This window comes from Niabella aurantiaca DSM 17617, assembly GCF_000374125.1.
In the GTDB taxonomy this organism is placed as follows: domain Bacteria; phylum Bacteroidota; class Bacteroidia; order Chitinophagales; family Chitinophagaceae; genus Niabella; species Niabella aurantiaca.
Map to the genome: position 1 here is coordinate 86,352 of NZ_KB893643.1, position 20,281 is coordinate 106,632.

22 protein-coding genes and 1 riboswitch are annotated in these 20,281 nt (G+C 49.1%); of the genes, 11 read left to right on the forward strand and 11 right to left on the reverse strand.

The window, feature by feature from the left end; genetic code table 11:
- Positions 1-563 precede the first annotated feature (563 nt).
- The gene (locus B160_RS0116800; RefSeq protein ID WP_018629085.1) at positions 564-1,055 is read left to right on the forward strand and encodes a hypothetical protein; all 492 of its coding nucleotides are present in this window, start codon (positions 564-566) and stop codon (positions 1,053-1,055) included.
- Positions 1,056-1,156: 101 nt separating this feature from the next.
- A riboswitch (TPP riboswitch) is annotated at positions 1,157-1,260 on the reverse strand.
- Between the two features lie 313 nt (positions 1,261-1,573).
- Here B160_RS0116800 and B160_RS29420 read toward each other — a convergent pair.
- The 4 genes from B160_RS29420 to B160_RS31745 form a co-directional block, all read right to left on the reverse strand.
- Positions 1,574-2,020 (reverse strand): hypothetical protein, encoded by a 447-nt coding sequence (locus tag B160_RS29420; RefSeq protein ID WP_018629087.1) that lies wholly within the window; start codon positions 2,018-2,020, stop codon positions 1,574-1,576.
- A gap of 616 nt (positions 2,021-2,636) precedes the next feature.
- Positions 2,637-2,870 carry a hypothetical protein gene (locus B160_RS29425; protein ID WP_018629089.1) on the reverse strand — a complete coding sequence of 78 codons (234 nt, stop codon included), beginning with the start codon at positions 2,868-2,870 and terminating at the stop codon, positions 2,637-2,639.
- A gap of 306 nt (positions 2,871-3,176) precedes the next feature.
- Positions 3,177-4,274 carry a class I SAM-dependent methyltransferase gene (locus B160_RS0116825; protein WP_018629090.1) on the reverse strand — a complete coding sequence of 366 codons (1,098 nt, stop codon included), beginning with the start codon at positions 4,272-4,274 and terminating at the stop codon, positions 3,177-3,179.
- A gap of 565 nt (positions 4,275-4,839) precedes the next feature.
- Positions 4,840-5,025 (reverse strand): SRPBCC family protein, encoded by a 186-nt coding sequence (locus B160_RS31745; RefSeq protein ID WP_157558118.1) that lies wholly within the window; start codon positions 5,023-5,025, stop codon positions 4,840-4,842.
- Positions 5,026-5,195: 170 nt separating this feature from the next.
- Between B160_RS31745 and B160_RS0116835 the strand changes: the two genes are divergently transcribed.
- Entirely contained in the window at positions 5,196-5,381 is a 186-nt protein-coding gene (locus tag B160_RS0116835) for a hypothetical protein (RefSeq protein ID WP_018629092.1), read from the forward strand.
- A gap of 730 nt (positions 5,382-6,111) precedes the next feature.
- Positions 6,112-7,350 (forward strand): DEAD/DEAH box helicase, encoded by a 1,239-nt coding sequence (locus tag B160_RS0116850; protein WP_018629095.1) that lies wholly within the window; start codon positions 6,112-6,114, stop codon positions 7,348-7,350.
- 37 nt (positions 7,351-7,387) lie between these two features.
- Here the strand turns inward: B160_RS0116850 and B160_RS0116855 are convergent, their stop codons facing one another.
- Both B160_RS0116855 and B160_RS0116860 read right to left on the reverse strand, forming a co-directional pair.
- Positions 7,388-7,645, reverse strand: a complete 258-nt coding sequence (locus B160_RS0116855) for a hypothetical protein (protein ID WP_018629096.1) — start codon at positions 7,643-7,645, stop codon at positions 7,388-7,390.
- A 309-nt stretch (positions 7,646-7,954) separates the two neighbouring features.
- The gene (locus B160_RS0116860) at positions 7,955-9,010 is read right to left on the reverse strand and encodes a fatty acid desaturase family protein (RefSeq protein WP_018629097.1); all 1,056 of its coding nucleotides are present in this window, start codon (positions 9,008-9,010) and stop codon (positions 7,955-7,957) included.
- A 647-nt stretch (positions 9,011-9,657) separates the two neighbouring features.
- Here B160_RS0116860 and B160_RS0116870 point away from each other — a divergent pair.
- Complete coding sequence (locus tag B160_RS0116870) at positions 9,658-10,728, forward strand: 3-oxoacyl-ACP synthase III family protein (RefSeq protein WP_018629099.1); 1,071 nt, start codon at positions 9,658-9,660, stop codon at positions 10,726-10,728.
- Between the two features lie 166 nt (positions 10,729-10,894).
- Here B160_RS0116870 and B160_RS0116875 read toward each other — a convergent pair whose 3' ends face one another.
- Together B160_RS0116875 and B160_RS0116880 are read right to left on the reverse strand one after the other, a co-directional pair.
- Complete coding sequence (locus tag B160_RS0116875) at positions 10,895-11,143, reverse strand: hypothetical protein (RefSeq protein WP_018629100.1); 249 nt, start codon at positions 11,141-11,143, stop codon at positions 10,895-10,897.
- Positions 11,144-11,169: 26 nt separating this feature from the next.
- Positions 11,170-11,445, reverse strand: a complete 276-nt coding sequence (locus B160_RS0116880) for a hypothetical protein (protein ID WP_018629101.1) — start codon at positions 11,443-11,445, stop codon at positions 11,170-11,172.
- 340 nt (positions 11,446-11,785) lie between these two features.
- Between B160_RS0116880 and B160_RS0116890 the strand changes: the two genes are divergently transcribed.
- From B160_RS0116890 to B160_RS0116915, 4 genes are all read left to right on the forward strand, one after another.
- Positions 11,786-12,058, forward strand: coding sequence for an RNA recognition motif domain-containing protein (locus B160_RS0116890; protein WP_018629103.1), 273 nt, complete (start codon positions 11,786-11,788; stop codon positions 12,056-12,058).
- Positions 12,059-12,100: 42 nt separating this feature from the next.
- The gene (locus B160_RS0116895; protein ID WP_018629104.1) at positions 12,101-12,358 is read left to right on the forward strand and encodes a hypothetical protein; all 258 of its coding nucleotides are present in this window, start codon (positions 12,101-12,103) and stop codon (positions 12,356-12,358) included.
- Positions 12,359-12,402: 44 nt separating this feature from the next.
- Entirely contained in the window at positions 12,403-12,840 is a 438-nt protein-coding gene (locus B160_RS0116900; RefSeq protein WP_018629105.1) for a cold-shock protein, read from the forward strand.
- Between the two features lie 452 nt (positions 12,841-13,292).
- A complete protein-coding gene (locus tag B160_RS0116915) occupies positions 13,293-13,748 on the forward strand; it encodes a PA2169 family four-helix-bundle protein (RefSeq protein ID WP_018629108.1) in 456 nt (151 codons plus the stop codon).
- A gap of 304 nt (positions 13,749-14,052) precedes the next feature.
- Here the strand turns inward: B160_RS0116915 and B160_RS0116920 are convergent, their stop codons facing one another.
- A complete protein-coding gene (locus tag B160_RS0116920; protein WP_018629109.1) occupies positions 14,053-14,256 on the reverse strand; it encodes a dodecin family protein in 204 nt (67 codons plus the stop codon).
- Positions 14,257-14,694: 438 nt separating this feature from the next.
- Between B160_RS0116920 and B160_RS0116930 the strand changes: the two genes are divergently transcribed.
- Positions 14,695-15,264: a DUF4142 domain-containing protein gene (locus B160_RS0116930; protein ID WP_018629111.1), complete on the forward strand. Its 570-nt coding sequence runs from the start codon at positions 14,695-14,697 to the stop codon at positions 15,262-15,264.
- 113 nt (positions 15,265-15,377) lie between these two features.
- Here B160_RS0116930 and B160_RS29435 read toward each other — a convergent pair whose 3' ends face one another.
- Together B160_RS29435 and B160_RS0116940 are read right to left on the reverse strand one after the other, a co-directional pair.
- Positions 15,378-15,557 (reverse strand): hypothetical protein, encoded by a 180-nt coding sequence (locus B160_RS29435; protein ID WP_018629112.1) that lies wholly within the window; start codon positions 15,555-15,557, stop codon positions 15,378-15,380.
- A 14-nt stretch (positions 15,558-15,571) separates the two neighbouring features.
- Positions 15,572-16,468 (reverse strand): alpha/beta fold hydrolase, encoded by an 897-nt coding sequence (locus tag B160_RS0116940; RefSeq protein ID WP_018629113.1) that lies wholly within the window; start codon positions 16,466-16,468, stop codon positions 15,572-15,574.
- Positions 16,469-16,679: 211 nt separating this feature from the next.
- On the opposite strand from B160_RS0116940, the gene B160_RS0116950 reads away from it, so the two are divergent.
- Positions 16,680-17,927 carry an acetate/propionate family kinase gene (locus B160_RS0116950; RefSeq protein ID WP_157558119.1) on the forward strand — a complete coding sequence of 416 codons (1,248 nt, stop codon included), beginning with the start codon at positions 16,680-16,682 and terminating at the stop codon, positions 17,925-17,927.
- 1 nt (position 17,928) lies between these two features.
- Complete coding sequence (locus tag B160_RS0116955; RefSeq protein WP_018629116.1) at positions 17,929-20,274, forward strand: phosphoketolase family protein; 2,346 nt, start codon at positions 17,929-17,931, stop codon at positions 20,272-20,274.
- Positions 20,275-20,281 lie beyond the last annotated feature (7 nt).

Sequence of the window (20,281 nt, forward strand, 5' to 3'; positions counted from 1 at the left end):
AACCACTGCCCGGCCGGAACCAGCGGCCCGAGATGATGTGCTGCAATTCGTTCTATTATCCGGTTCCATAAAATTCTCTGGGTTCAAAAATAGACGATTGAGCTGTCCCTCCCATATTGATTCTTAACATTTATATAAACTATTTTACCAGATATTATCAAATACATTACCAAAAACAGAAGGCCCGGTATTTTTCCGGGGGCGGATCAAAAAGTATTTTGGCTGGTAATACGGCGAGGGAAAGTCCTGTAATAACCCGGTATCAATGCTATTAAAATGTGCCTGCTCCTAAATGGTTTGGGAAACACCAACCATGGGTCGCATCAATTTGTAAAGATCATTTTGATACCCGTTCATTGTTAAGCGATCGACAGGCAGAACTTTTCCGTCTTTTCAGATCTTCGCTTTCATTTGCGGATTTCGAATCGCCCCCGGCGCGGAGCGATGGTACAGGCTTTCATGAGTCTTTCGGGAATAAAAATCAGACAGGCGGCTGCCTTTGTAGCGACCATTGCCTATCTTTCCGCCGGCTTATTTTTCAATCATTAAAAAGAGATATTGTTATGAAACGCATCTTGCTTTCCGTTTTTGTATGCAGCCTTCTTGTAACTACCGGGTGCCACACACCGACTTCGCGGTCAGAGGCCGGAACAGGCGGCGAAGGCATTCCCGTGCCGGAAGGGACACTGATACCGTTTACCCGCGCCGCAAATTACTTCGTCCGCAACGACTACACTGATGGACAGCTGGAAAATAACCGGATCACTACACAGCAAGACTTTGATGCCATCTTTGGTGCCGCTGCCACAATGGGCAGCAACGGAAAACCCACACCCATCAATTTTGGAGTGCAGGACGCCGTTGCAGTGATCCTGCCGGTTTCCGACAGTGCCGTTACACTGGAGGATCCGGTGCTGCAACAGGAGGGCGCCTATATTACGTTATCATACAACGAGCGAAGAGGGCCGGAACAAACATTCACCACCCGCCCTTTTCTATTGCTGGTGGTGAGCAAAAAATATAAAGGCATCATTAACACTGTTATCAAAAAATAGAGTAAAGTAAGGCTTAAGCCGTTCCGGTAAAAAAAGCCATGTTTCTTCATATACCGGTTATCCATAGGAGAAAAATATACAAAAAGCCCCCGGCAATGCCGGGGACAAATTTTCTTTCTTCCTACGCCGGCATTGTCCGGTTCAGGTTCAGCGGGTTTATTTCTCAGCGAATACCTTTCAATATTACACACCCCGGAAGAAAACTTACTAATAGAGATCAAATTATAGTGCCAAACTTTTTTTCGCCTGCAGCCGTCAGAGCAGAAGCGATCCTCCGGCAGCTGCCGGAGCAGGAAGCCGCCGTATCAGCGGCCGGTCCGCTTTAATTTCTGCGGCATACCGGGCAGACAATGAGCACAATACATGAATGGAAAGTACAGAGGGGGCTAAAATAATAAAATAAAAAAAGAGGCATCGCAATGCAGCAAATAAACCACCCCGCCCCCGCGGGTCCTTATTATTGTTGCAGATCTTTCTACATAAGGGGCACATTGTCCACAAGCCCCGTATGCTTCCGGCTAAGCAGCAGATGCGGCCTTTTGTCTCCTGCTCAACAGGCGCTTTCCCAGCCACCACGCAGTGCAAACAATTGCTACCGTCATCAGTAATTCCCGGATCCCGGCTTTCTTGCGGGGTTGCTGTTTATTTATATCGCTGATCCCTTTTACAAAACCGGTAATGCTTTTATCGGAGTAGATCCCGTACGCATCGAGCAATACGCCCTTCACTCCGTCATCGGTCCTCAAAAGATACAGGATCGAGCTGTCGGCAGGATCGCTTTCTCCTTCGAACCGGTAAAAATTCCGGATGCTGACTTCCTCCGGCAGGTACACCCGGCGTGCGTTTTTATAAGAAAGCACGCCATCCACGATAAAAAAGTCTTTATCATATCCCGTTGCAACGGCCTTCTGAATGCATTCCGAAATCGTGCTCATCTTTTCCGATGAAGTCTCTTTTTTCATCATGATCGTTATTTACAGGTATTGCCGCAAAAATGAAGCCCTCATTCACGCTTTTATATTTCTCTTTGCCTGAAGCCGGACATATCCAAAAACCGGTCGTGACCCCGACGGAGAAAGATGCCCGTTGAGCTGGCGGATACAACAGGCACAAAGACGCTTTTTCAACAAACTGCAGCCCGGGGGGCGTAACTGGTATGGCCGAAGTCCAAAGCCCGAATGGTATTCCGGTGAAAGCTTTGCGCAACGCCGCCGGCCGGTCTGCATGGAGCTTCCAAAACGGGGCTGCTTTTCACAGCGTCCAATACAGGAATCAACCAAAAAGGGAAGCACACGCTGGTACTCCCCTAAATTTCCGGCTCTTTGAATAACCTCGAATTACCGTGTTACCGAAAACTGCTTCTTCAAGGATCATCAGGGCAATCAACGCGCCAAAAAAACACATCTCCCGAATAGGATCCATCCGGACGTCTTTACGGGTACCGTAAGGGAAAAATATTACACTGCTGTTGCCTTATGTACGCATCGATTTGCCGGGTCAATAAAAACATCCCGGCATCCGGGTTAAAAACGGGTGCTTTTCAAATTGGAAAATAAAAGAGATCACAGGAAGATCACCCCGCTATTTCAGCCGTTCAGCGGCACCGTTCGCCTGCAATTGCTGCCGGCCCGTAACGATGCAATACTTTTCACCATTGATGACCTCGATATGCCAGATCCAGTCTTTTATGTCAAAACAGGCGTGCTCAAATAAAGACAGTTGGTTGATGGCATCTCCGGTAAAACTTACGGGAAGCGCGTGACAAAGATCCTGGAACAGCATCCTGTCGCTATTGGTTTTTATGGGCGGTCTCATATAATTATTTTGAATAGTTTAGATAACAGCCAAATCCGGAGGTCATTGCTTCATACAGCACCTGCAACCTTTCTGAATGAAAAAGTGAACAAACGTATAAATAGAAAAGCAAAAGGTCTGCCAGAGGCGGTAAAACCTGCGGACAGATGACCCTTAATGAGGATCGGATGCGGCAGGCGATCCCCCACCGGCAAAGAATGCCTGTCTGTAAAAAAACAACAACAGCTGCCTGCCGTTTATATGGGTATCGTCTTACACGGTATGGGATCTTTTTTCTACACTTTCAAAGAAAACAGACCGCCTGGTTTATAATGCCCCGATCCGGGGCAGGATACTGAGCCCGGACAGGGTCTTACTGCAACCACCCTTTTCCTGGATCAGCACTTTACATTTTATACCCATATCCGCCAGCAGCAGATAGCGTAACAACGATGCTTTCTGAGCAGCCCGGGCTACATCCTTTTCTCCGGAAAGCATCTCCCGGATCACTTCCGGAACATCCAGGGATAACAGGAAATGACATTGATCGGTGAACCCGCAAGTATTCAATCCGTTTTTATTTCCCCAATGGTTCAGAGCCGAAAAATTCACATGCGCGGTCATATCCTGCTGCCCGATATGGTCATACAATGCATCCGTAACGGCGTGCCTGTAATACCCGAGCAGCGTTCCGGAGCTCCGGCAGGATTTATAAAGTTCTTCTGAAGGATACCCGTAATCGATCGTTAGCACATACCCTTTGTCAATCGCATTTGCCACTTCAGCGATCCACCCGACCGCCTGAAGATTGATCTCTGTCCGGAACCCGCGGGGCAGCTCAATTCCTAACTCCGAAAAATAATCTTTAAGTCCCTGCGCCGCAGGGCGCCAGGTTTCCACAAACCCGTTCCGGAAGCCGATAAAAAGCTCCATCAGCTCTGCTTCCATCCACACCTGGTGAACCGGAAAATTGTCGAGCAGTTCATTTGACAGGACGCACCCCTGTATGGGCGCAATTTCCCCGATGGATTGATGCCAGCTTACTTTTTCATCCAATACGGGCAGGCCACCGGGCTCCCCTTTTTCAATGATACAGTATTGCAGGTGTTCATACATTGGTTTGTTATGCCTTAGTGCGGACAGGATATCGCGGCACAGGGTGCCGTCGCCGGCCCCGTATTCCACGATGGTGAAGGTTCCGGCATCGAGATGGCGCCACATTTCCTCCAGTTGTCTGGCAATGGTTGCCCCAAATGCAGGCGTAAGTGTTGCGCAGGTATAATAGTCGCCGCCCACACCAATATGGTCTTTGGAGGATGCATAGTAGCCCTGGCCGGGATCGTACAGGCAGCACTCCATAAACTCCTGAAAGCGGATCGGTCCCTCCCTTTTTATTTTTTGTATGATCTGTTCCGAAAGTTCCATATCGATAACAGGCCAAAAATGGAACCATTTCCGGTCTGCCGGTAAAGCAGGCAGGATAAAAAACCGGCCCCGTTATGAATAGCAAAACCCCCAATGTAAAGAATTACCCGGGGGTTGAGTTGCATTATAAACCTATCTTGAATGCTATGGGATGCCCATACGCATATAATTCCTTTGCGAAACCGGACCGGTCGTGTCACACATTGTTGCAGTTGGGATGCAGCCCGTCTTCGCCATCGGAAGACCCCGGTTCCTGTTTTATGAACCGGAAAATGTGATCCATCCACCAGACCCTTCGATACCTGTTATCTATCTCAAAAACGGCGGCGTTTTCCCTTATGTCAAATTTGGAAGTGCGTTTTGTTTACAATTGAAAGCAACATTCCGGTCGGGGTACATCTTCATATCGGATGCCCGCCAAAAATATTTCAGGGATTATTGTCAAAATGATGAAATTCGATGAATGGTCCTTTTTTTTCGCCCAAATGCCGGGAAAAGGAAAGCTGGCCGCCAAAACCGGTCGTTTCACCCGGGTGCCACCAAAAGCCTCATGTATTTTCACAGATCATGCGGGGGGTAAACAGTTCACCGCATAGTCGGCAAACATTCTCAGGATGTATTCCCATCCCATACCGGCATCCATGGCCCGGGCATAACTGGCAGCTTCCTCCCCGTGGTTCTCAAACCCGGTATGGCAGAGCTCCACCACGGTGCCACCCCTGCCTGTGTCCCGGAAGTTTATCGACACCACACTGGCCCGGTCCGGCTCAGCGGCACGACAATACGCGCCGCTGAGGCCTCTAAGTTGTGACCTTTTAAAAAATCACAAAGACTATACCACCAGCCAACTCCGGAGCACCTCCGGGTATTATTTCCATGGCCGTTACAATAAACGGGAAGCAGCAGATCAAAAAACGGAATATGTACCGCTTTATTTTTCTGCACCTTCTCCACTCCCGGGCGGCAGCGATGATTTTGCTGCTTGCGAAATACCACGCGCTTTCAGAACGTCCTTTTGTCAATGAAGTCGTTCAAACTTTCTCAACAGGTCGCCCCGGTGAGCTTAAAAATCGTACTACCGGTCTTTTACCAGCGGATTACCCGTAGGGACCGCCCTGTAAGGACGTTATGCCGGTAGCATGGATAAAGGAAGCAGCATAAAGCCCCATCGGGGCGGCCTGTTTGCTGCAATCCGAAAAGTTGAAACAACTCTCATAAAAAAAATGCTAAAAAATGTCTTTGTGACAATAATTAACCAACAAAAACGTTTTAGTTAAAAATATCACTGACTTTGGATGGATATTTAATAAAGATTTTCAATTTTCTCATAAGCAGTTAGTTTTGGTTGCGACCCCTGTTTCTACAGGGGTCTATCTTTTTTGCATGTGCGCTTTTACTCCAGGGGCCGGCTAAAAATCCCTGTTTGTCGTGCAGGACCTCCGCCCGGCGGGAACCTGCGTTTTGCGCATTGTTGTTATGTGCTGACACGCAATCCCTTTCCTTCATAAGGAGTTCACGTTATGCACTCCTGTTTTCTCCCGGATCTGTTTACCCAAAGGTGCCGGCCGCCGTCGCCACCGGGAGGTTCCGATGCAATTCCTGCGGACCTTCAGCTTCACCCCGGTAAATGCGTGTTTGTCCGGAGCCCGGTTAAAGAAAGCTGTGGCGCTATGGATTAAATAGCTTACCTTCGCTGCCTTATATGTTATCCTTACACTGAATTTGTTTTCATTTCCTCCATTCAAATATAGTGATTGCTTAACGTAAACAGGTATCGTATCACCGGTCAGTCTGTTGATAGCGCTGCTTTTATTTATTCATTTAAAATTTAATTTAATTGTCCTTTAATAATTTGTCGCTTGTTGCACCTTTACTCAGGGCCATAAGTGAAACGGGCTATACAAGCCCCACCCCTATCCAGGAACATTCCATACCTGCTGTACTGCAAAAAAAAGACCTGCTGGCCTGCGCTCAGACAGGCACCGGAAAAACGGCTTCCTTTGCCATTCCATTATTACAGCTGCTGCATCAGCAAAAACAGCAGGACCCACGGTCTGAAGGCCAGGCGCTGATCCTGGTTCCTACAAGGGAGCTGGCGCTGCAGATCGCCGAAAACTTCACAGTGTATGGCAAATTCCTATCCTTAAAGCATCTCGCTATATTTGGAGGAGTGTCTCAGCACAGCCAGGTAAAGGCCCTGCAGCAACGGGTAGACATTCTTATTGCCACACCCGGCCGCCTGCTCGACCTGCTTCACCAGGGTTGCCTTTCGCTCAGGGATATCCGGCACCTCGTGCTGGATGAAGCAGACCGGATGCTGGATATGGGTTTTATCCATGACGTAAAAAAGATCCTGGCCCAGTTGCCTTCAGAACGGCAGACCCTGCTGTTCTCCGCCACCCTGCCCCCGGAGATCTTAAAACTATCCGCCACATTGCTGAAACAACCGGAAAAGATCACGATAACGCCATCGGCTACCACCGTTGACCGGATCCTGCAATCATTATATTATACAGAGAAGCAGCATAAGACCCCGCTATTACTGCACTTGCTGAACAACGACGGTATCAAGACCGCGCTGGTATTTGCCAGAACAAAGTATGGTGCTGAAAAGATCGCAAGGAATCTTGTACGGTCGGGAATAAAAGCGGCCGCCATACATGGCAACAAATCCCAGTCTGCGAGGCAAACTTCCCTGCTGCATTTCAGAACAGGCCATATACGGGTGCTGGTAGCTACGGATATTGCTGCCCGGGGCATTGACATCGAAGAAATGGGACATGTCATCAACTATGACCTGCCCAATGTACCCGAAACTTATGTGCACCGCATCGGCCGTACCGGAAGAGCCGGTGCCAGCGGCATCGCCATCTCGTTTTGTGACCAGGAAGAAAAGCCTTACTTACAGGACATTCAAAAACTGATACGCAAAACCATACCCGTCATCCGCGATCATGGATTTGAAGTATCGGCAACGGATCAGCAGGAACCGGTGAAGATGCAGCCCGCCGCCGGTAATCACCGGAAAAACGGATTTAATAAAAGAAAAGGAAAACGCCCGGCACCAACTGCATAAACCGGGGCCCGTGTTAAAGGATCCGCGCAGTTGCCGGTCAGGCAGGTGTTTTACGTGACGTGACGTTTGGTTGCGTCACTTCTTTTTTAACATCGGTAACAATATAATAAGAAGATCCGCCTCTTATTTCTTTATACCAGTCCCAATCATCCAAATGGATCGCAGCACCACTTTTCGCATAAGCATTCAATAATGCAATGGCATTTCCCGTAAAGCAAACGCTGGTTGACATCACTTCCACGTCTTTGAGCAATATCTTTAGAATGTCGCCTGCGTTGTATAGATCTTTAGGCATGTTCAATGATTTTTAAAGGTACACAATAACACAATGCTTTACCCCGGATGCAGGTAGAGCACCCACATGCCTGGTCCTGCCGGAGCGCCTGTATAATGAAGAACAACCGGCAATATGGATGCGTAAAACAAGAATGCAGAAACGTCGTATAAAAGCCCGAAGGAATTAAGAGAAGGAAAGGGACAGGCTCTTAAAAAATGTTGAACGGTATCTGTAACCGTTTAAAGATACGCTTTATCAGCGGCATTAAAAAATAAATAACCCGGCGCTACCGTTCTTCCCAATGGATCATCTGCCCGGATGCAATGGCTACGCCGGTTTTACAGGTATGCGTTTTGTGCGGCTCTTCATTAACCGGATGGCCTGCTCCCGGCTTTCGAACATGTTGTTAATGTTCACTAAATTGTCTGCCAGCTTCTGGTACTGTTTGGTCATCAGGTAATAAAAGATATGCAGATAATGAATGCCGTCAAATACAATGGCCTTCTGGCGGGCAAAGTCGTCTTTCTTCCTGAGGAACTCCTGCGGCATTTCCGTATAATGGATGCCGGGTCTCAGATGATGAATGATATGATAGCCATCATTCCAGCAGGTATGATTATAAGAAGTATTGATGCAGTTGATCGAATTGGTATATAAATTTTCCGGATCCGAATTGTCAATAAATGAATGTTGTGTCCAGTTGCCCAGCATCATTACAAATCTTGCAAAAAGCAGCGGAAACACACACACTACTAACGTGGCTTTCAGGTTCACAAAACAGAGCACGGCACAGAGGGTGATATAAACCCACTCCCCGAGGGTCAGCCGGGTATACAGCTTTTTTCGTTTACGCCGGTACAGATACAGGAATGTTTCGGGAACACCCTTAAAAAGAAACCGGAAAAAATACAGCAGGAAGCTTCTGAAACTGTCACGCTGATAGTGCATGGTGCTGCTGGTATCTTCTTCGTTATTGTTTTCAACATGGTGCATTCCCATATGATGACTGAAATAACTTTCCGGAGTATGTCCGAACAACGGGCAGATGACCCAGCTGATGTATGCATGGATCCGCTGCTGCCAGGCCGGCTTGAACATTTTCCGGTGACAGATGCAGTGAAACATCAATCCAAACCGTCCTTTAAAATAAAACTGTGAAAAATAAAAATATACTACCGCCGTAAGCCACCAGCTCCATCCCTGCAACACGGGGGTAAACAGCAACAGCGCTACCGGCAATATAAAAATATGGATCTTCGAAAGCAGATACAGGAAAGGCAGGTCTCTCTTATCATTCATAAAACGAAGCCAGAATTTTTCATAAACGTTAAATTTTGCTTTCGTTGTATAAATGGGATCGGTCAGTACGGATAAAATTTTCATCAGTAGATTTTTTATGCCCGCAGATCATCCGGAAAGATCCGGTATCACCCGCAGCGGGTCGTTGAATGGTCTGATGGAACTCTGCACGTGTGTATTTCTCTGTGAAAATATTTCTCATGCTGCATTTCATGCAAACTTTTTAAAGAACTGTTGTTGAACTGCGCGTAAGATAACCATATAAACCCGTATTGTCCGAATTTATTCGGCAGCCGGGTTTCATCATCGCCCGGATACGGGGTTGTGAACATTTCCCGGAGCGCAAGAGATTCTTTCCGGAGCAACACATTAAAATTATAAGCAGCAAGGCCATAGCAGGATATTTATAAGAAGCTGTTTAAAAACAACATTTTGATGCTCCCTATAAGCGCCATCCGGCGCGTCGTTGTTGTTACAGAGGTTGTATTCAGAACGACAACCTGCTATAAAAACGGCTTTGGATACAACCACTTATCCGATAATATCGGGTGGTGCCGCTCCTTCTGCAATTTAGATGCGTTTGCCCCGATATTCTTCCTGTTTAACAAAAAATGTTGAAAAAAATCGGTATATTCATCATCTGTTCATTACTTCACTGATTGTTCTACTGTCTTGGTAAGCCAACCGTATAGTAACGATACTTCCTTCCGCTTTAGTAAAAACAACAACACATGAAATTTGCTTCACTCATTACAGGTACCGGAGCCTATATACCCCACGAAATACGTAAAAATGCGGCCTTTATGGATCATACGTTTTTTGCGCCAACGGGAGCCCCCATCACAACAGATACCGATGTGCTCATTGATAAATTCAAAAGCATCACCGGCATCTCCGAAAGGCGGTATGCCCCCGGCCACATCAATGCTTCGGATATGGCGGCAGCGGCCGGCTGGCAGGCGTTGGAAGACAGCGGAATCGACCCGGAGCACCTCGATCAGATCGTTGTAGCCCATAATTTTGGAGATGTAACCTACCACAATATCCAGTCGCAAAACGTACCGGCCCTCGCCAACCGGGTAAAGCATATACTCGGCATCAGCCGCCCGGAGTGTATTGCCTGTGATGTGCTGGTGGGTTGTCCGGGATGGCTGCATGCCGTGATCCAGTCGCACGCATGGTTCAGCGCGGGGATGGCCCGGAAAGTACTGTTGATCGGCGCCGAAACACTATCACGCGTGATTGATCCGGCAGACCGCGACAGCATGATCTTTTCTGACGGAGCCGGTGCCGTGGTCATGGAATACAAAGCCGCAGAAGCCGGGAGCCGGGGGATATTGGGATGGAGCGCACAAACCCATAGCATCGAAGAACTGGATTATATCAATATGGGCAGGGGGTATCAGCAAAACGGGAGCCCTACCCTCTTCATTAAAATGAAAGGACGAAAAGTATATGAATATGCGCTGAAACACGTGCCGCTGGCGATGAAGGAATGCCTGGAAAAAAGCGGCGTGCACATCCGTGAGGTGAGCAAGATCCTGATCCACCAGGCAAACGAAAAAATGGATGAGGAGATCGTAAAGCGGCTGTATGCGTTATATGATGCAGTACCTCCGCCCGGGGTCATGCCTATGAGCATCCAGTGGTTGGGGAACAGCTCCGTGGCCACCATCCCCACATTATATCATTTGATACGCAATAATAAAATAGCAGCGCAGGAAATTTCAGAAGGTTCGGTCCTGCTTTTTGCATCGGTTGGCGCCGGCATGAACATCAATGCTGTATGTTACCGCGTGTAAACATGCGCAGGAGGCACCCAATATGGAAAATGATCCCTTCTTAATCCTGACAATGTTCCGGAATACTGCTTTTGAAATCTTCCGGACCCATTTCAATCAATTCAGGCAACAGTGTCAGAAATCAGACCGGCAGAAGGATAAAAGCCGGCAATCTTTAACACCGGCATCAGTTTGTTGTTACCAGTTTAATAAACCCGTCGCCATAAAAAACACGGGCCAGATCTTCATCACCGGTCCGGTCATATTCTGCGATCCGGCTTTCGTGCACGATACGCCAAAAGTTTTTCTTCCTCAGTTCGTTGTAATCAGCCGTTTTTATAAAAAGCCCTTTTATGGATGCACGGCCTTTAAACCGGATCTCAAATAAAGGGCGGTCCTGCTTTTGCACCGTTCCGGCTATTTGTTCGTAAGTCATTATATGACGGATTTAAATCGGGAAACCTACTCAGATATAAACACGTGCCAGCGCAACCAGTTGAACACAGACAGCTCACTCCTTGCTTCCTGCGGTACGTCAGAAAAGATCTTTTGCTCAATGATCTTTCCCTCCTTCAGGGTAAACCTTTCAGACAGGGAGCCATAAAAATTGATCAGGAACAATACCTGATCCCCGTTGTTTTTATCAAAGGCCCTCCGGCTGGGCTGGCCCTCGAAGATGCGCCCGTCACTGGCCCAAACATAATGCTGATGTACAAGATCCTGCTTTTGAAAATGCATGTTGACTAATTTAAAATGATCAATACAGAAAAGCAACGGAGTACTGGCTCCTCATTAAAACCCTGTAAACCGGGTTGCATCACCGGAAAGAAAAATAAATAAAAACGGGACCGCAGGCGGGAATAATAATGAATGAATGCGGAACGACTGCTGTTTCGCATAAAGATAACGTATTTGCGGCAGACCTCCAAAAAAGAAAAAACGGCCTCATGTGGTATTTTTGCCTATCTTTGCCGGGTTAGTTTGAGTTACTGCTCTATAATAAGCACCTGCTTTTCAGCTTCTCTGCTTTATATATTTGCCTTTCTCGAATCATTTATCAAATTAATAATTATTACTCATGAACATTTTTGTGTCCAATCTTGGGTACAGTTTCAGTACAGAAGATCTTACCAAATTATTTACCAGCTACGGACAGGTAGATAGCGCAAGGATTATAACCGATAAGTTCACCAAGCAAAGCAGAGGCTTCGGATTTGTTGAAATGTCAGATGACACGGCCGCTGCAAAAGCCATCAGGGAACTGAACGGCTCCATGCAGGATGGCCGCCCCGTTAAGGTAAGCGAAGCCCGTCCGAGAGAAGAAAAGCCGGGTACTTCCGGTCGCTGGTAAACCGGCACCCGTTCAGCTATTTACAGAATTAAAAGAAATCGTATGGATGCAGAATCAATAGAAAAATTTTTAACTACCAATGCAAAGCGATCGGGAGTTGTAAACATACATTTTAAGGACCGGTCTACGGTGACCGGCTCCTTCATCAGTGCACGCGATTATGATGAACTGAAAGCGAAAAACTTCTGGCGGGTCGTGCACTCAAAAAATTTACAGCAGTGGGAACGGACCAGAGACATCAACCTTTCCCGCTTATTCAGCGGCACCGGCTTCACCCGGCTCAGCGCGGCAACAAAATAGGGCCGGCACCGCAGTATTTATTATTTGATCTTTAAAACAATTTCATGGGGGAAACCTGGAACAAACGAGAAAGAGAACAAAAAAAACGAAACGCAAAAAAACAGAAAGAAGAAAAGAAACAGGAGCGGAAGGAAAACTCCGGTAAAGGCAAAAGTCTGAATGACATGCTTGCCTATGTAGACGAGTATGGCAACCTGTCGGAAACCCCGCCCGATAAGAAAGCCAGGACAAACGACTATATACCGCCTGTTGTGGCAAACAGCAGGGCCCTGAATGCTGTTAATGAACCCAGAAAAGGAGTGATCACTTTTTTTGACAGCAAAAAAGGATATGGATTCATCAGGGACACCGATACCCGGGAAAGCATTTTTGTACACGTCAATGCCTCACCCATTGAATTAAAAGAAAATTTAAAGGTAGCTTTTGATGTACAAAAAGGTCCCAAGGGCCTGGTGGCCGTAAATGTTATGGCCGACGTATAAAGGCCTGCCGCCCCTTTTCAGGGCAACCCCAGGCGCGCCTGAAAATACCGGGGCATTACCCATGATCCCGGCACAAGTGTACCGGATCGCAGAGATCTTTACTACCAAAACAATTCGAATGCCCGGTTTTCACGGCAGCCGTATGCTGCAACAAGCTGCGGCAATCATAAACCGGCGGCTTCCCAGGCCTGCCCTTTCATAACTATTCTCTTCTTTCATACACCCGATTGCCAATAGATCCTGAAACAGGTTCAGAAACACAATCTTCCATAATCAGGCTTTTTAATCCCCTCCGGCGGATATATTATTTTCAGGGAGCATGGATCTTCCATCCGCTGCCGGTCGCTGTCTGGCGTAATAATTGAGTCCTGATCAATACGGCTCCGGAGCAAAACACCGGGGAGGCCGGACGGCGGCATGCCTGCCTGCTGCAACAATTAAAATTTTACGTTATGAATTATCAGGACCACAGTGCATTGTTAAACGATCTGATCCGCATTAATAACGACCGTATTGCGGGCTACGAAAAAGCAATCGCAGCATTAAAGAGCGGCCAGGACCAGGATCTGAGGGCGTTATTCAGCAAAATGATCACCACCAGTCATGACCACAATACCGATCTCTCAAAAATGGTAAGTTTTATAGGCGGAGAGCCTGCAACCGGTACCACCGGATCGGGGAAATTATATCGCCTCTGGCTGGATGTAAAGTCTGTATTTATTGATATTTCCGATAGAGGAAGCATCCTGATCCACTGTGAACAAATTGAGGATGCTGTGCAGAGCGCCTATAAGACCGCATTAAACGAGCCCGGGCTGCCCGATGAACTTTTTTCATTGCTCTCGGCGCAAAAAACCGCCCTGTCTGAATCACATAACCAGATAAAAGCGTTGCGGGATAACCGGTAAGGCGCGCTCATCCCCGGGGTGATTAAAGAGCTATGGACGCAAAGGATTGCTGCCCTGAATTTTTAATTTGCAGGACAACGCTCTGTAAGAGTGCTCTCAACTCCCTGTCCGGCTGAAGCCGGATCCACGCCGGCAACATCGACCGGTGCGGCCTGGCGCGGCAGCCGGCAAAAGCACCAATATTCCCTGATGTATAATGAAGTCTGCCATAAGCAATTTCCACCAGGCCGCCGCAGGCGGGAGTCCGGCACTACAACTGGAGCGCGTATGGTCCCTTCTTAAAAGAGATACTTCCCTATAACCATCATTCATCCACCCGGAACGAAACCTTACAGATCACGCCGTAGGAATGGATCGCACCATCGCTGACATGCACCTTAAAATCCTTTACGTAAACCGAGTCGATGTTCCGGATGGTCTTTGAAACTTCGGTTACAGCATTCTGAATAGCGGCTTCAAATCCCTCCGGCGCAGAAGCGATCACTTCAATAACTTTTACAATGGGCATAAGAAATAGATTAAGATTAAAAAATAGTTTTTCGCCTTTAAACCGGTGACTGATTCGGTTACTTCCAAAAATAAGAAAATAAAATGCCAAAAAAACAGGCAAAATAAGGCCCCGGGGGAATTATTACCACAAACCGGGGAAATGATTGCGATGGCAACGCAAAAAAAGTTCCGGCCGGCAGGCCGGAACCAGAAGTTCCATTTTTTAACCTTTCTGATTGAACAGAACCCGGTTTTCTGCTGGCCCGCAGGAACCTGTCCGTTTGGGCTCAGTTTAAAAAGAAACTCCGGATAAAGAGATGAAAAAACAATGCCAACGCGTAACGGTATAACGGGAAACCCGGCATCATTTTTTACCATGTAAAACGGCGGCTGATCTCAGGCATGAAGACACACCGGACCGGTTACCAATTATTGATCATTCTTAAATTTATAAAAAATGAAAACGATAAGTACCGCATGGATCGCAGCAATCTTTCTTTTATCCTGTACAAACAGCCCGAAAACGCCGGTTGCCCGGGCAGATTCCACCAATGAAGCAAAACAGGACAGTTCTGCCGGTGGGCTTGCGGTAACGGCCGACAGCGCCAGTGCTGCGTTCCTTGTAAGAGCCGCAGATAACGAGTTAAGGCAAGGCGATCTGGCTGCACTGGCCGGAGAAAAAGCCAGCATCCCCACGGTAAAAGATTTTGCCGGCATGCTGTCGCAGGCGCACAAACAGCTGAATGAAGCGATCAAAGCACTGGCAGTGCAGAAAAATATTACCATCCCGCCCACTTCCAATGACGAAAGGACCATGAGCAGGTTGACGGAACGGCAGGGCAGCGCTTTTGACAAAGCATATATCAACGAAGTGATCGATGGGCATAAAAGCGCGGTTTCCAAATTTGAAGACGCCGTAAAACACGCTCAGGACCCGGATGTAAAGGCTTTTGCAGATAAAGTGCTTCCGGAACTTCAGCAGCACCTGGACTCAGCTAAAAGTATAAAAGAACGGTATTGGAAATAAAATGAAGGCCCTTTGATGGCAGCCCCTGTTGATACAACAACAGCCGTCCGGGGTTGCCGGGTGTGCCAGCGCGCCGAAGGGATTGGTGTAGCGCAAGAACAAGATGCCCGGGATCAGGTTTTTCTTTGTTTCCGGGCATGTTTTTTTTCTTTCCGGTTATGGGTAACATCGTCCCCCTTAAAGAGCTGCTCCTCTCCCTCCCTGCTGTCGATGTCATCTTTATTCTGACGTCGCCCGGTCATTTTTGCCTGCTGCCGGTTTGTTTTCGGCGCGGCTTTCAACGTTGCTTTCATGGATCTGTATTTTATTAAAAAAGAAACGGGGGAACGATCGGAGGCAGCAATTCGTCATTGACCTCCTCATAAGGCACCCCGTTGACAAAATGGACAAGATCTCTGTTCAGGCGTCCCCGGTGTGTGTAGAACAGTCCATGGGGCGCACCTGCGTAAACGCCATACTGAATCTGGGGCAGCAACTCCGCAAGCCGGTCGGCACTGACCTCTTTCGGTACGATCGTATCTTCATCCCCGTGTATCAAAAGAACCGGAAGATCCAACGCATCCAGATCGCCCCGGAAATCGGTAGCGGAAAAACTGGTAATGCAATTTACGGTAGCATGCATGGCCGCCCGGGATGCCAGGTGCACATAATATTCCTGCAAGGCTTTGCCTGCCGACCTGTTCAGCAGCGATGTACCGAAGAACTGCTTCACAAATGCCTCCAGGAAACCGATCCGGTCGGTGCGTACCCCGGAGACCATATCTGCAAAGACTTCCGCGTCCATGCCATAAGGGTTCCCGTCCGTTTTCATCAGGAAGGGCAATACCGGGCTGATGAATACGGCGCTGCTGACGCGGCTCCGGCCATATTTTTTCAGATACCGGGCCACTTCCCCGCTGCCCATTGAAAATCCCACCAATATGATCTCCCTCAGATCAAGCTGAAGGATCAGCTCATTCAGATCGGCTGCCAGCGCATCATAACCGTATCCCTGCCAGGGTTTGCTGCTTTCTCCAAAACCCCGCCGGTCGTATGCGATGACCCGGTTCCCGTTCTCTACAAGATCCGGCAGCTGGTACTCCCACATTTCCATACTTAGCGGCCAGCCATGGATGAGCAGCACGGGCTGACCTTTCCCATAATCACAGTAAGCGATCTCCAGTACTTCTTCCTGCATCGGATCTTTATACGAAATCTTTTTCATACGCTTTTTTTTATTCAGATACCCTTTTAAACGCCTCAAGAAACAGGCCCAAAGCCCCGTAGCCGGAACAGGGCCACCGGCAAAGCACCCTGCCGCGGCTGTGTGGATTTTTTTACACTCCTGAAGAAAAAATACCACAGGATCAGGACCGGCAAAGAGGATCCGGCAACTTTTAGCAGCCGGTCCCTGATAAAAACAGCTGGCGGACTTTTTGCCCTTTTACAGCATGGGCACTTCTGCAACAACAGGCAATCCGGTTAAAAAGGAATTGCTGATCTCTGTAAACCCCGGATCTTCCTCCCTCAAATGTTCTGTGTACGTATTAAAAGAGCGTCTGCGCCTCGTTATGAAAGCAAGCATTACCGGCGCCGGATCCGGCCGCTGCCGGCTAAAGCTGGAAGACCGCTTCAATCAGCAGCATATCGAAAGAACGTTGCAACTGGAGACGGTCCAGGAAATAGTCCTCTTTATGACCCGCTTGCTGGTTGCGTATTGCCGGGGCTGGAAGATCGCCGCCATCGGGCATCGCATCGTGCATGGAGGAAACAATATCGCCAATACGGAAGAAATCAATGACTTCTTTTTGAAGAAACTGGAAAGCGTAAAGGTTCTGGCGCCCCTGCACCTGCCCGGCGCGCTGACCACCATTGCCGCCTTTCGCGCTATTTTCCCCCGGGTGCTGCAGGTTGCCTGTTTCGACACCACCTTTCATAAAGACATGCACTTTGAGGCCCGTCATTATGCGCTTCCGCGGTATTTGTGGAAAAGCGGGCTGATCCGTTATGGATTTCACGGGCTCTCCTGCCTCTCGGTTTTGCTGCAATTAAAAAGCACAGGAATGGATATCCGCAAATACAAGATCATCATAGCGCACCTGGGAAGCGGTTCCAGCGTCACAGCCGTTCAATACGGAAAAAGCGCAGACACCACCATGGGCTTCACACCCGCCGGCGGGCTCATTATGAATACCCGGTGCGGTGACATTGACCCCGGTGTGGCGGTGTACCTGCTGGCGCAAAAAAAGCTTACGGGCAAGGGACTGGACCTGCTGCTGAACAAGGCTGCGGGATTAAAAGCGCTTTCGGAAAGCGACAGCAGCATTTCCGCATTGCTGGAACGGGAGGGGTCTGACCAGCGTGCGGCAGAGGCCATCAGCATGTATTGCTACCAGGTAAGAAAGCAGATCGGCGCAATGGCTGCTGTACTGAGTGGTGTAGACCTGCTGGTCTTTACGGGCGGGATTGGCGAGCACGTGCCCGAGGTAAGAGAGCGGATCTGCGAAGGATTGCAATTCCTCGGTATCCAGGTCGATCAGGAGCGCAATAACAGCCCCGCCACCGGCCTCTGCCGTATTTCGGCGCGGACGGGAGTTTATGTCGTGCCGGCGGACGAGGAGTGGATTATTGCCCGGCAAATAAGCGACCATCTTGCAAAACAACGCACACTCAAAAGATCTTAAAATGACCACAGAAAAAGAGCTGGAAGCTATACATCGTTACTGGCAGGCCGCCAATTATCTTGCGGCTGCGCAGCTATACCTGAAAGACAATATCCTGCTGAAAAAGCCGCTGCTGCCGGAGCACATCAAGCCTCGCTTACTGGGACATTGGGGCACCTGCCCGGGCCTCAACCTGATATATGTGCACCTGAACCGGCTGATCCGCAAGACCGGAGCCTCCATAATGCTGATCGCCGGTCCGGGACACGGGGCGCCCGCCATTTATGCCAATACTTATCTCGAAGGCAGTTACTCCGCCGTCTATCCCGCTATCTCCCGCGATGAAGCAGGCATGGCCAAAATGGTACACCAGTTCTCCACGCCCGGTGGTGTGGCCAGCCATGTAAACGCCGTTACGCCAGGCGCCCTGCACGAGGGCGGTGAGCTGGGTTACTGCCTGGCGCACGCTACAGGAGCCGTTTTTGATAACCCGGATCTGATTGCCGCCTGTATCATTGGCGATGGCGAGGCCGAAACCGGTCCGCTGGAAGGGAGCTGGAAACTTACCCGGTTCCTGAATCCTGCCCGGGACGGCATTGTACTTCCCATATTGCACCTCAACGGGTATAAGATCTCCAGCCCTGCCCTGATGGCGCGCATGGACGATCCGGACCTTGTAAAACTATTTGAGGCACGCGGATATACCGTACGCATTGTGGAAGGCAAGGACCCCATGCAGGTACACCGGGTTTTTGCCCGTATATTGGATGAGGCCTATGCACAGATCATTGCTCTGAAGCAAAACGCGTTAAAAAAAGAGAATGGCCCGCTGATGGCGTATCCCCTTATTATCCTGCGTACGCCAAAAGGATGGACGGGACCGGCTGCATGGGACGGCACAAAGATCGAAGGCAGCTTTCATGCACACCAGGTGCCGCTGGAAGATGTGCGGACCGACGGGGGCCAGCGGCTGTTGCTGGAGCAATGGCTGCGCAGCTACCATCCGGAAACCCTGTTTACAGGGAGGGGCACCCTGGCAGGTCCGTTGGCGGCGCTGATACCACCGGGGAAGAAGAAAATAGGAATGTCGCCCTATGCCAACGGCGGCAGCCGGAGCAGGGAGCTGATATTGCCGGACAAGATCGCTTATGCCGTTACTATTACCGCCCCCGGTAAGGAAAGGGCGCAAGCTACCAAAGAGCTGGGAAGCTATATCCGCGATGTTTTCCGGCTGAACCGGGCGCAACAGAATTTCCGGCTTTTCTGTCCCGACGAAGCACTGTCTAACAAACTCGAGGCCGTATTTGAAGCAACGGGCCGCTTTTACCTGGGCAGCCGGCAGGATGCCGACGAATATCTTTCCGGCAAGGGAAGGGTTATGGAAGTATTGAGCGAGCATCTTTGCCAGGAATGGATGGAAGGTTACACCTTAACCGGCCGGCATGGCCTGTTTGTGTGTTATGAGGCCTTCATTACCCTTATCGATTCCATGTTTAACCAGTATGCAAAGTGGCTGAAGCAATGCAGGGAAGTACCCTGGCGGAAGCCCCTTCCATCTTTTAATTACCTGCTAACCTCCCATACCTGGCGACAGGACCACAATGGCTACAGCCACCAGGGGCCCGGGTTTATTGAAACCGTGATCAATAAAAAAAGCGATATCGTCCGCATTTATTTACCGCCTGACGCCAACTGTCTCTTATGCACGATGGAACATTGTTTCCGGTCAAAAGACAAGATCAACCTGGTCATTGCCGGGAAGCAATCCGCATTACAGTGGCTCAGCTTAAAGGAAGCAGCCGAACATTGCAGGGTGGGCATATCCGTTTGGAAATGGGCGGGCAGTGCTGCCAAAGAGCAACCGGATATCGTTCTCGCCTGCGCCGGCGATGTGCCTACCACCGAAACCGTGGCAGCGGCGTGGTTGTTAAAAAAGCATCTCCCGCGTTTTAAGGTACGGGTGGTCAATGTAACCGACCTTATGGCCCTTTCCCCCGCAGGCTATCATCCGCATGGTTTGCCGGAAGCACTTTTTTCGTCGCTCTTTACAGATGACAGGCCGGTTATTTTTGCCTTCCACGGCTACCGGCGGATCATTCATGACCTGATCCACGGGAGATCCCATCCGACGCGTTTTCATGTGCGTGGCTACAATGAAGAAGGGACGACCACCACTCCTTTTGATATGACTGTACTGAACGGCATCAGCCGCTATCAGCTGGCAATGGACGCCCTTACAAAAGCAGGCGCCGGTGGCGATGCAGGCTATGTGATCCGCCTGTTTGAAGAAAAGCTTAAGCAACATCACCTTTACATCCGTCAGCACCTGGATGACCTGCCCGAGATCAAAGAATGGCAGTGGTCCTGACCAGGGG

Coding starts and splice junctions, on each gene's coding strand:
- B160_RS0116825 (WP_018629090.1), bottom strand. CDS start 4,274: ATGGAACTTTCGGAACAGATCATACAAAAAATAAAAAGGGAGGGACCG.
- B160_RS0116860 (WP_018629097.1), bottom strand. CDS start 9,010: ATGAAAATTTTATCCGTACTGACCGATCCCATTTATACAACGAAAGCA.
- B160_RS29435 (WP_018629112.1), bottom strand. CDS start 15,557: ATGAAAGCAACGTTGAAAGCCGCGCCGAAAACAAACCGGCAGCAGGCA.
- B160_RS29425 (WP_018629089.1), bottom strand. CDS start 2,870: ATGAGACCGCCCATAAAAACCAATAGCGACAGGATGCTGTTCCAGGAT.
- B160_RS0116915 (WP_018629108.1), top strand. CDS start 13,293: ATGAATTATCAGGACCACAGTGCATTGTTAAACGATCTGATCCGCATT.
- B160_RS0116940 (WP_018629113.1), bottom strand. CDS start 16,468: ATGAAAAAGATTTCGTATAAAGATCCGATGCAGGAAGAAGTACTGGAG.
- B160_RS0116855 (WP_018629096.1), bottom strand. CDS start 7,645: ATGCCTAAAGATCTATACAACGCAGGCGACATTCTAAAGATATTGCTC.
- B160_RS0116800 (WP_018629085.1), top strand. CDS start 564: ATGAAACGCATCTTGCTTTCCGTTTTTGTATGCAGCCTTCTTGTAACT.
- B160_RS0116930 (WP_018629111.1), top strand. CDS start 14,695: ATGAAAACGATAAGTACCGCATGGATCGCAGCAATCTTTCTTTTATCC.
- B160_RS0116900 (WP_018629105.1), top strand. CDS start 12,403: ATGGGGGAAACCTGGAACAAACGAGAAAGAGAACAAAAAAAACGAAAC.
- B160_RS0116955 (WP_018629116.1), top strand. CDS start 17,929: ATGACCACAGAAAAAGAGCTGGAAGCTATACATCGTTACTGGCAGGCC.
- B160_RS0116835 (WP_018629092.1), top strand. CDS start 5,196: ATGTACCGCTTTATTTTTCTGCACCTTCTCCACTCCCGGGCGGCAGCG.
- B160_RS0116880 (WP_018629101.1), bottom strand. CDS start 11,445: ATGCATTTTCAAAAGCAGGATCTTGTACATCAGCATTATGTTTGGGCC.
- B160_RS0116890 (WP_018629103.1), top strand. CDS start 11,786: ATGAACATTTTTGTGTCCAATCTTGGGTACAGTTTCAGTACAGAAGAT.
- B160_RS29420 (WP_018629087.1), bottom strand. CDS start 2,020: ATGATGAAAAAAGAGACTTCATCGGAAAAGATGAGCACGATTTCGGAA.
- B160_RS0116875 (WP_018629100.1), bottom strand. CDS start 11,143: ATGACTTACGAACAAATAGCCGGAACGGTGCAAAAGCAGGACCGCCCT.
- B160_RS0116920 (WP_018629109.1), bottom strand. CDS start 14,256: ATGCCCATTGTAAAAGTTATTGAAGTGATCGCTTCTGCGCCGGAGGGA.
- B160_RS0116870 (WP_018629099.1), top strand. CDS start 9,658: ATGAAATTTGCTTCACTCATTACAGGTACCGGAGCCTATATACCCCAC.
- B160_RS0116895 (WP_018629104.1), top strand. CDS start 12,101: ATGGATGCAGAATCAATAGAAAAATTTTTAACTACCAATGCAAAGCGA.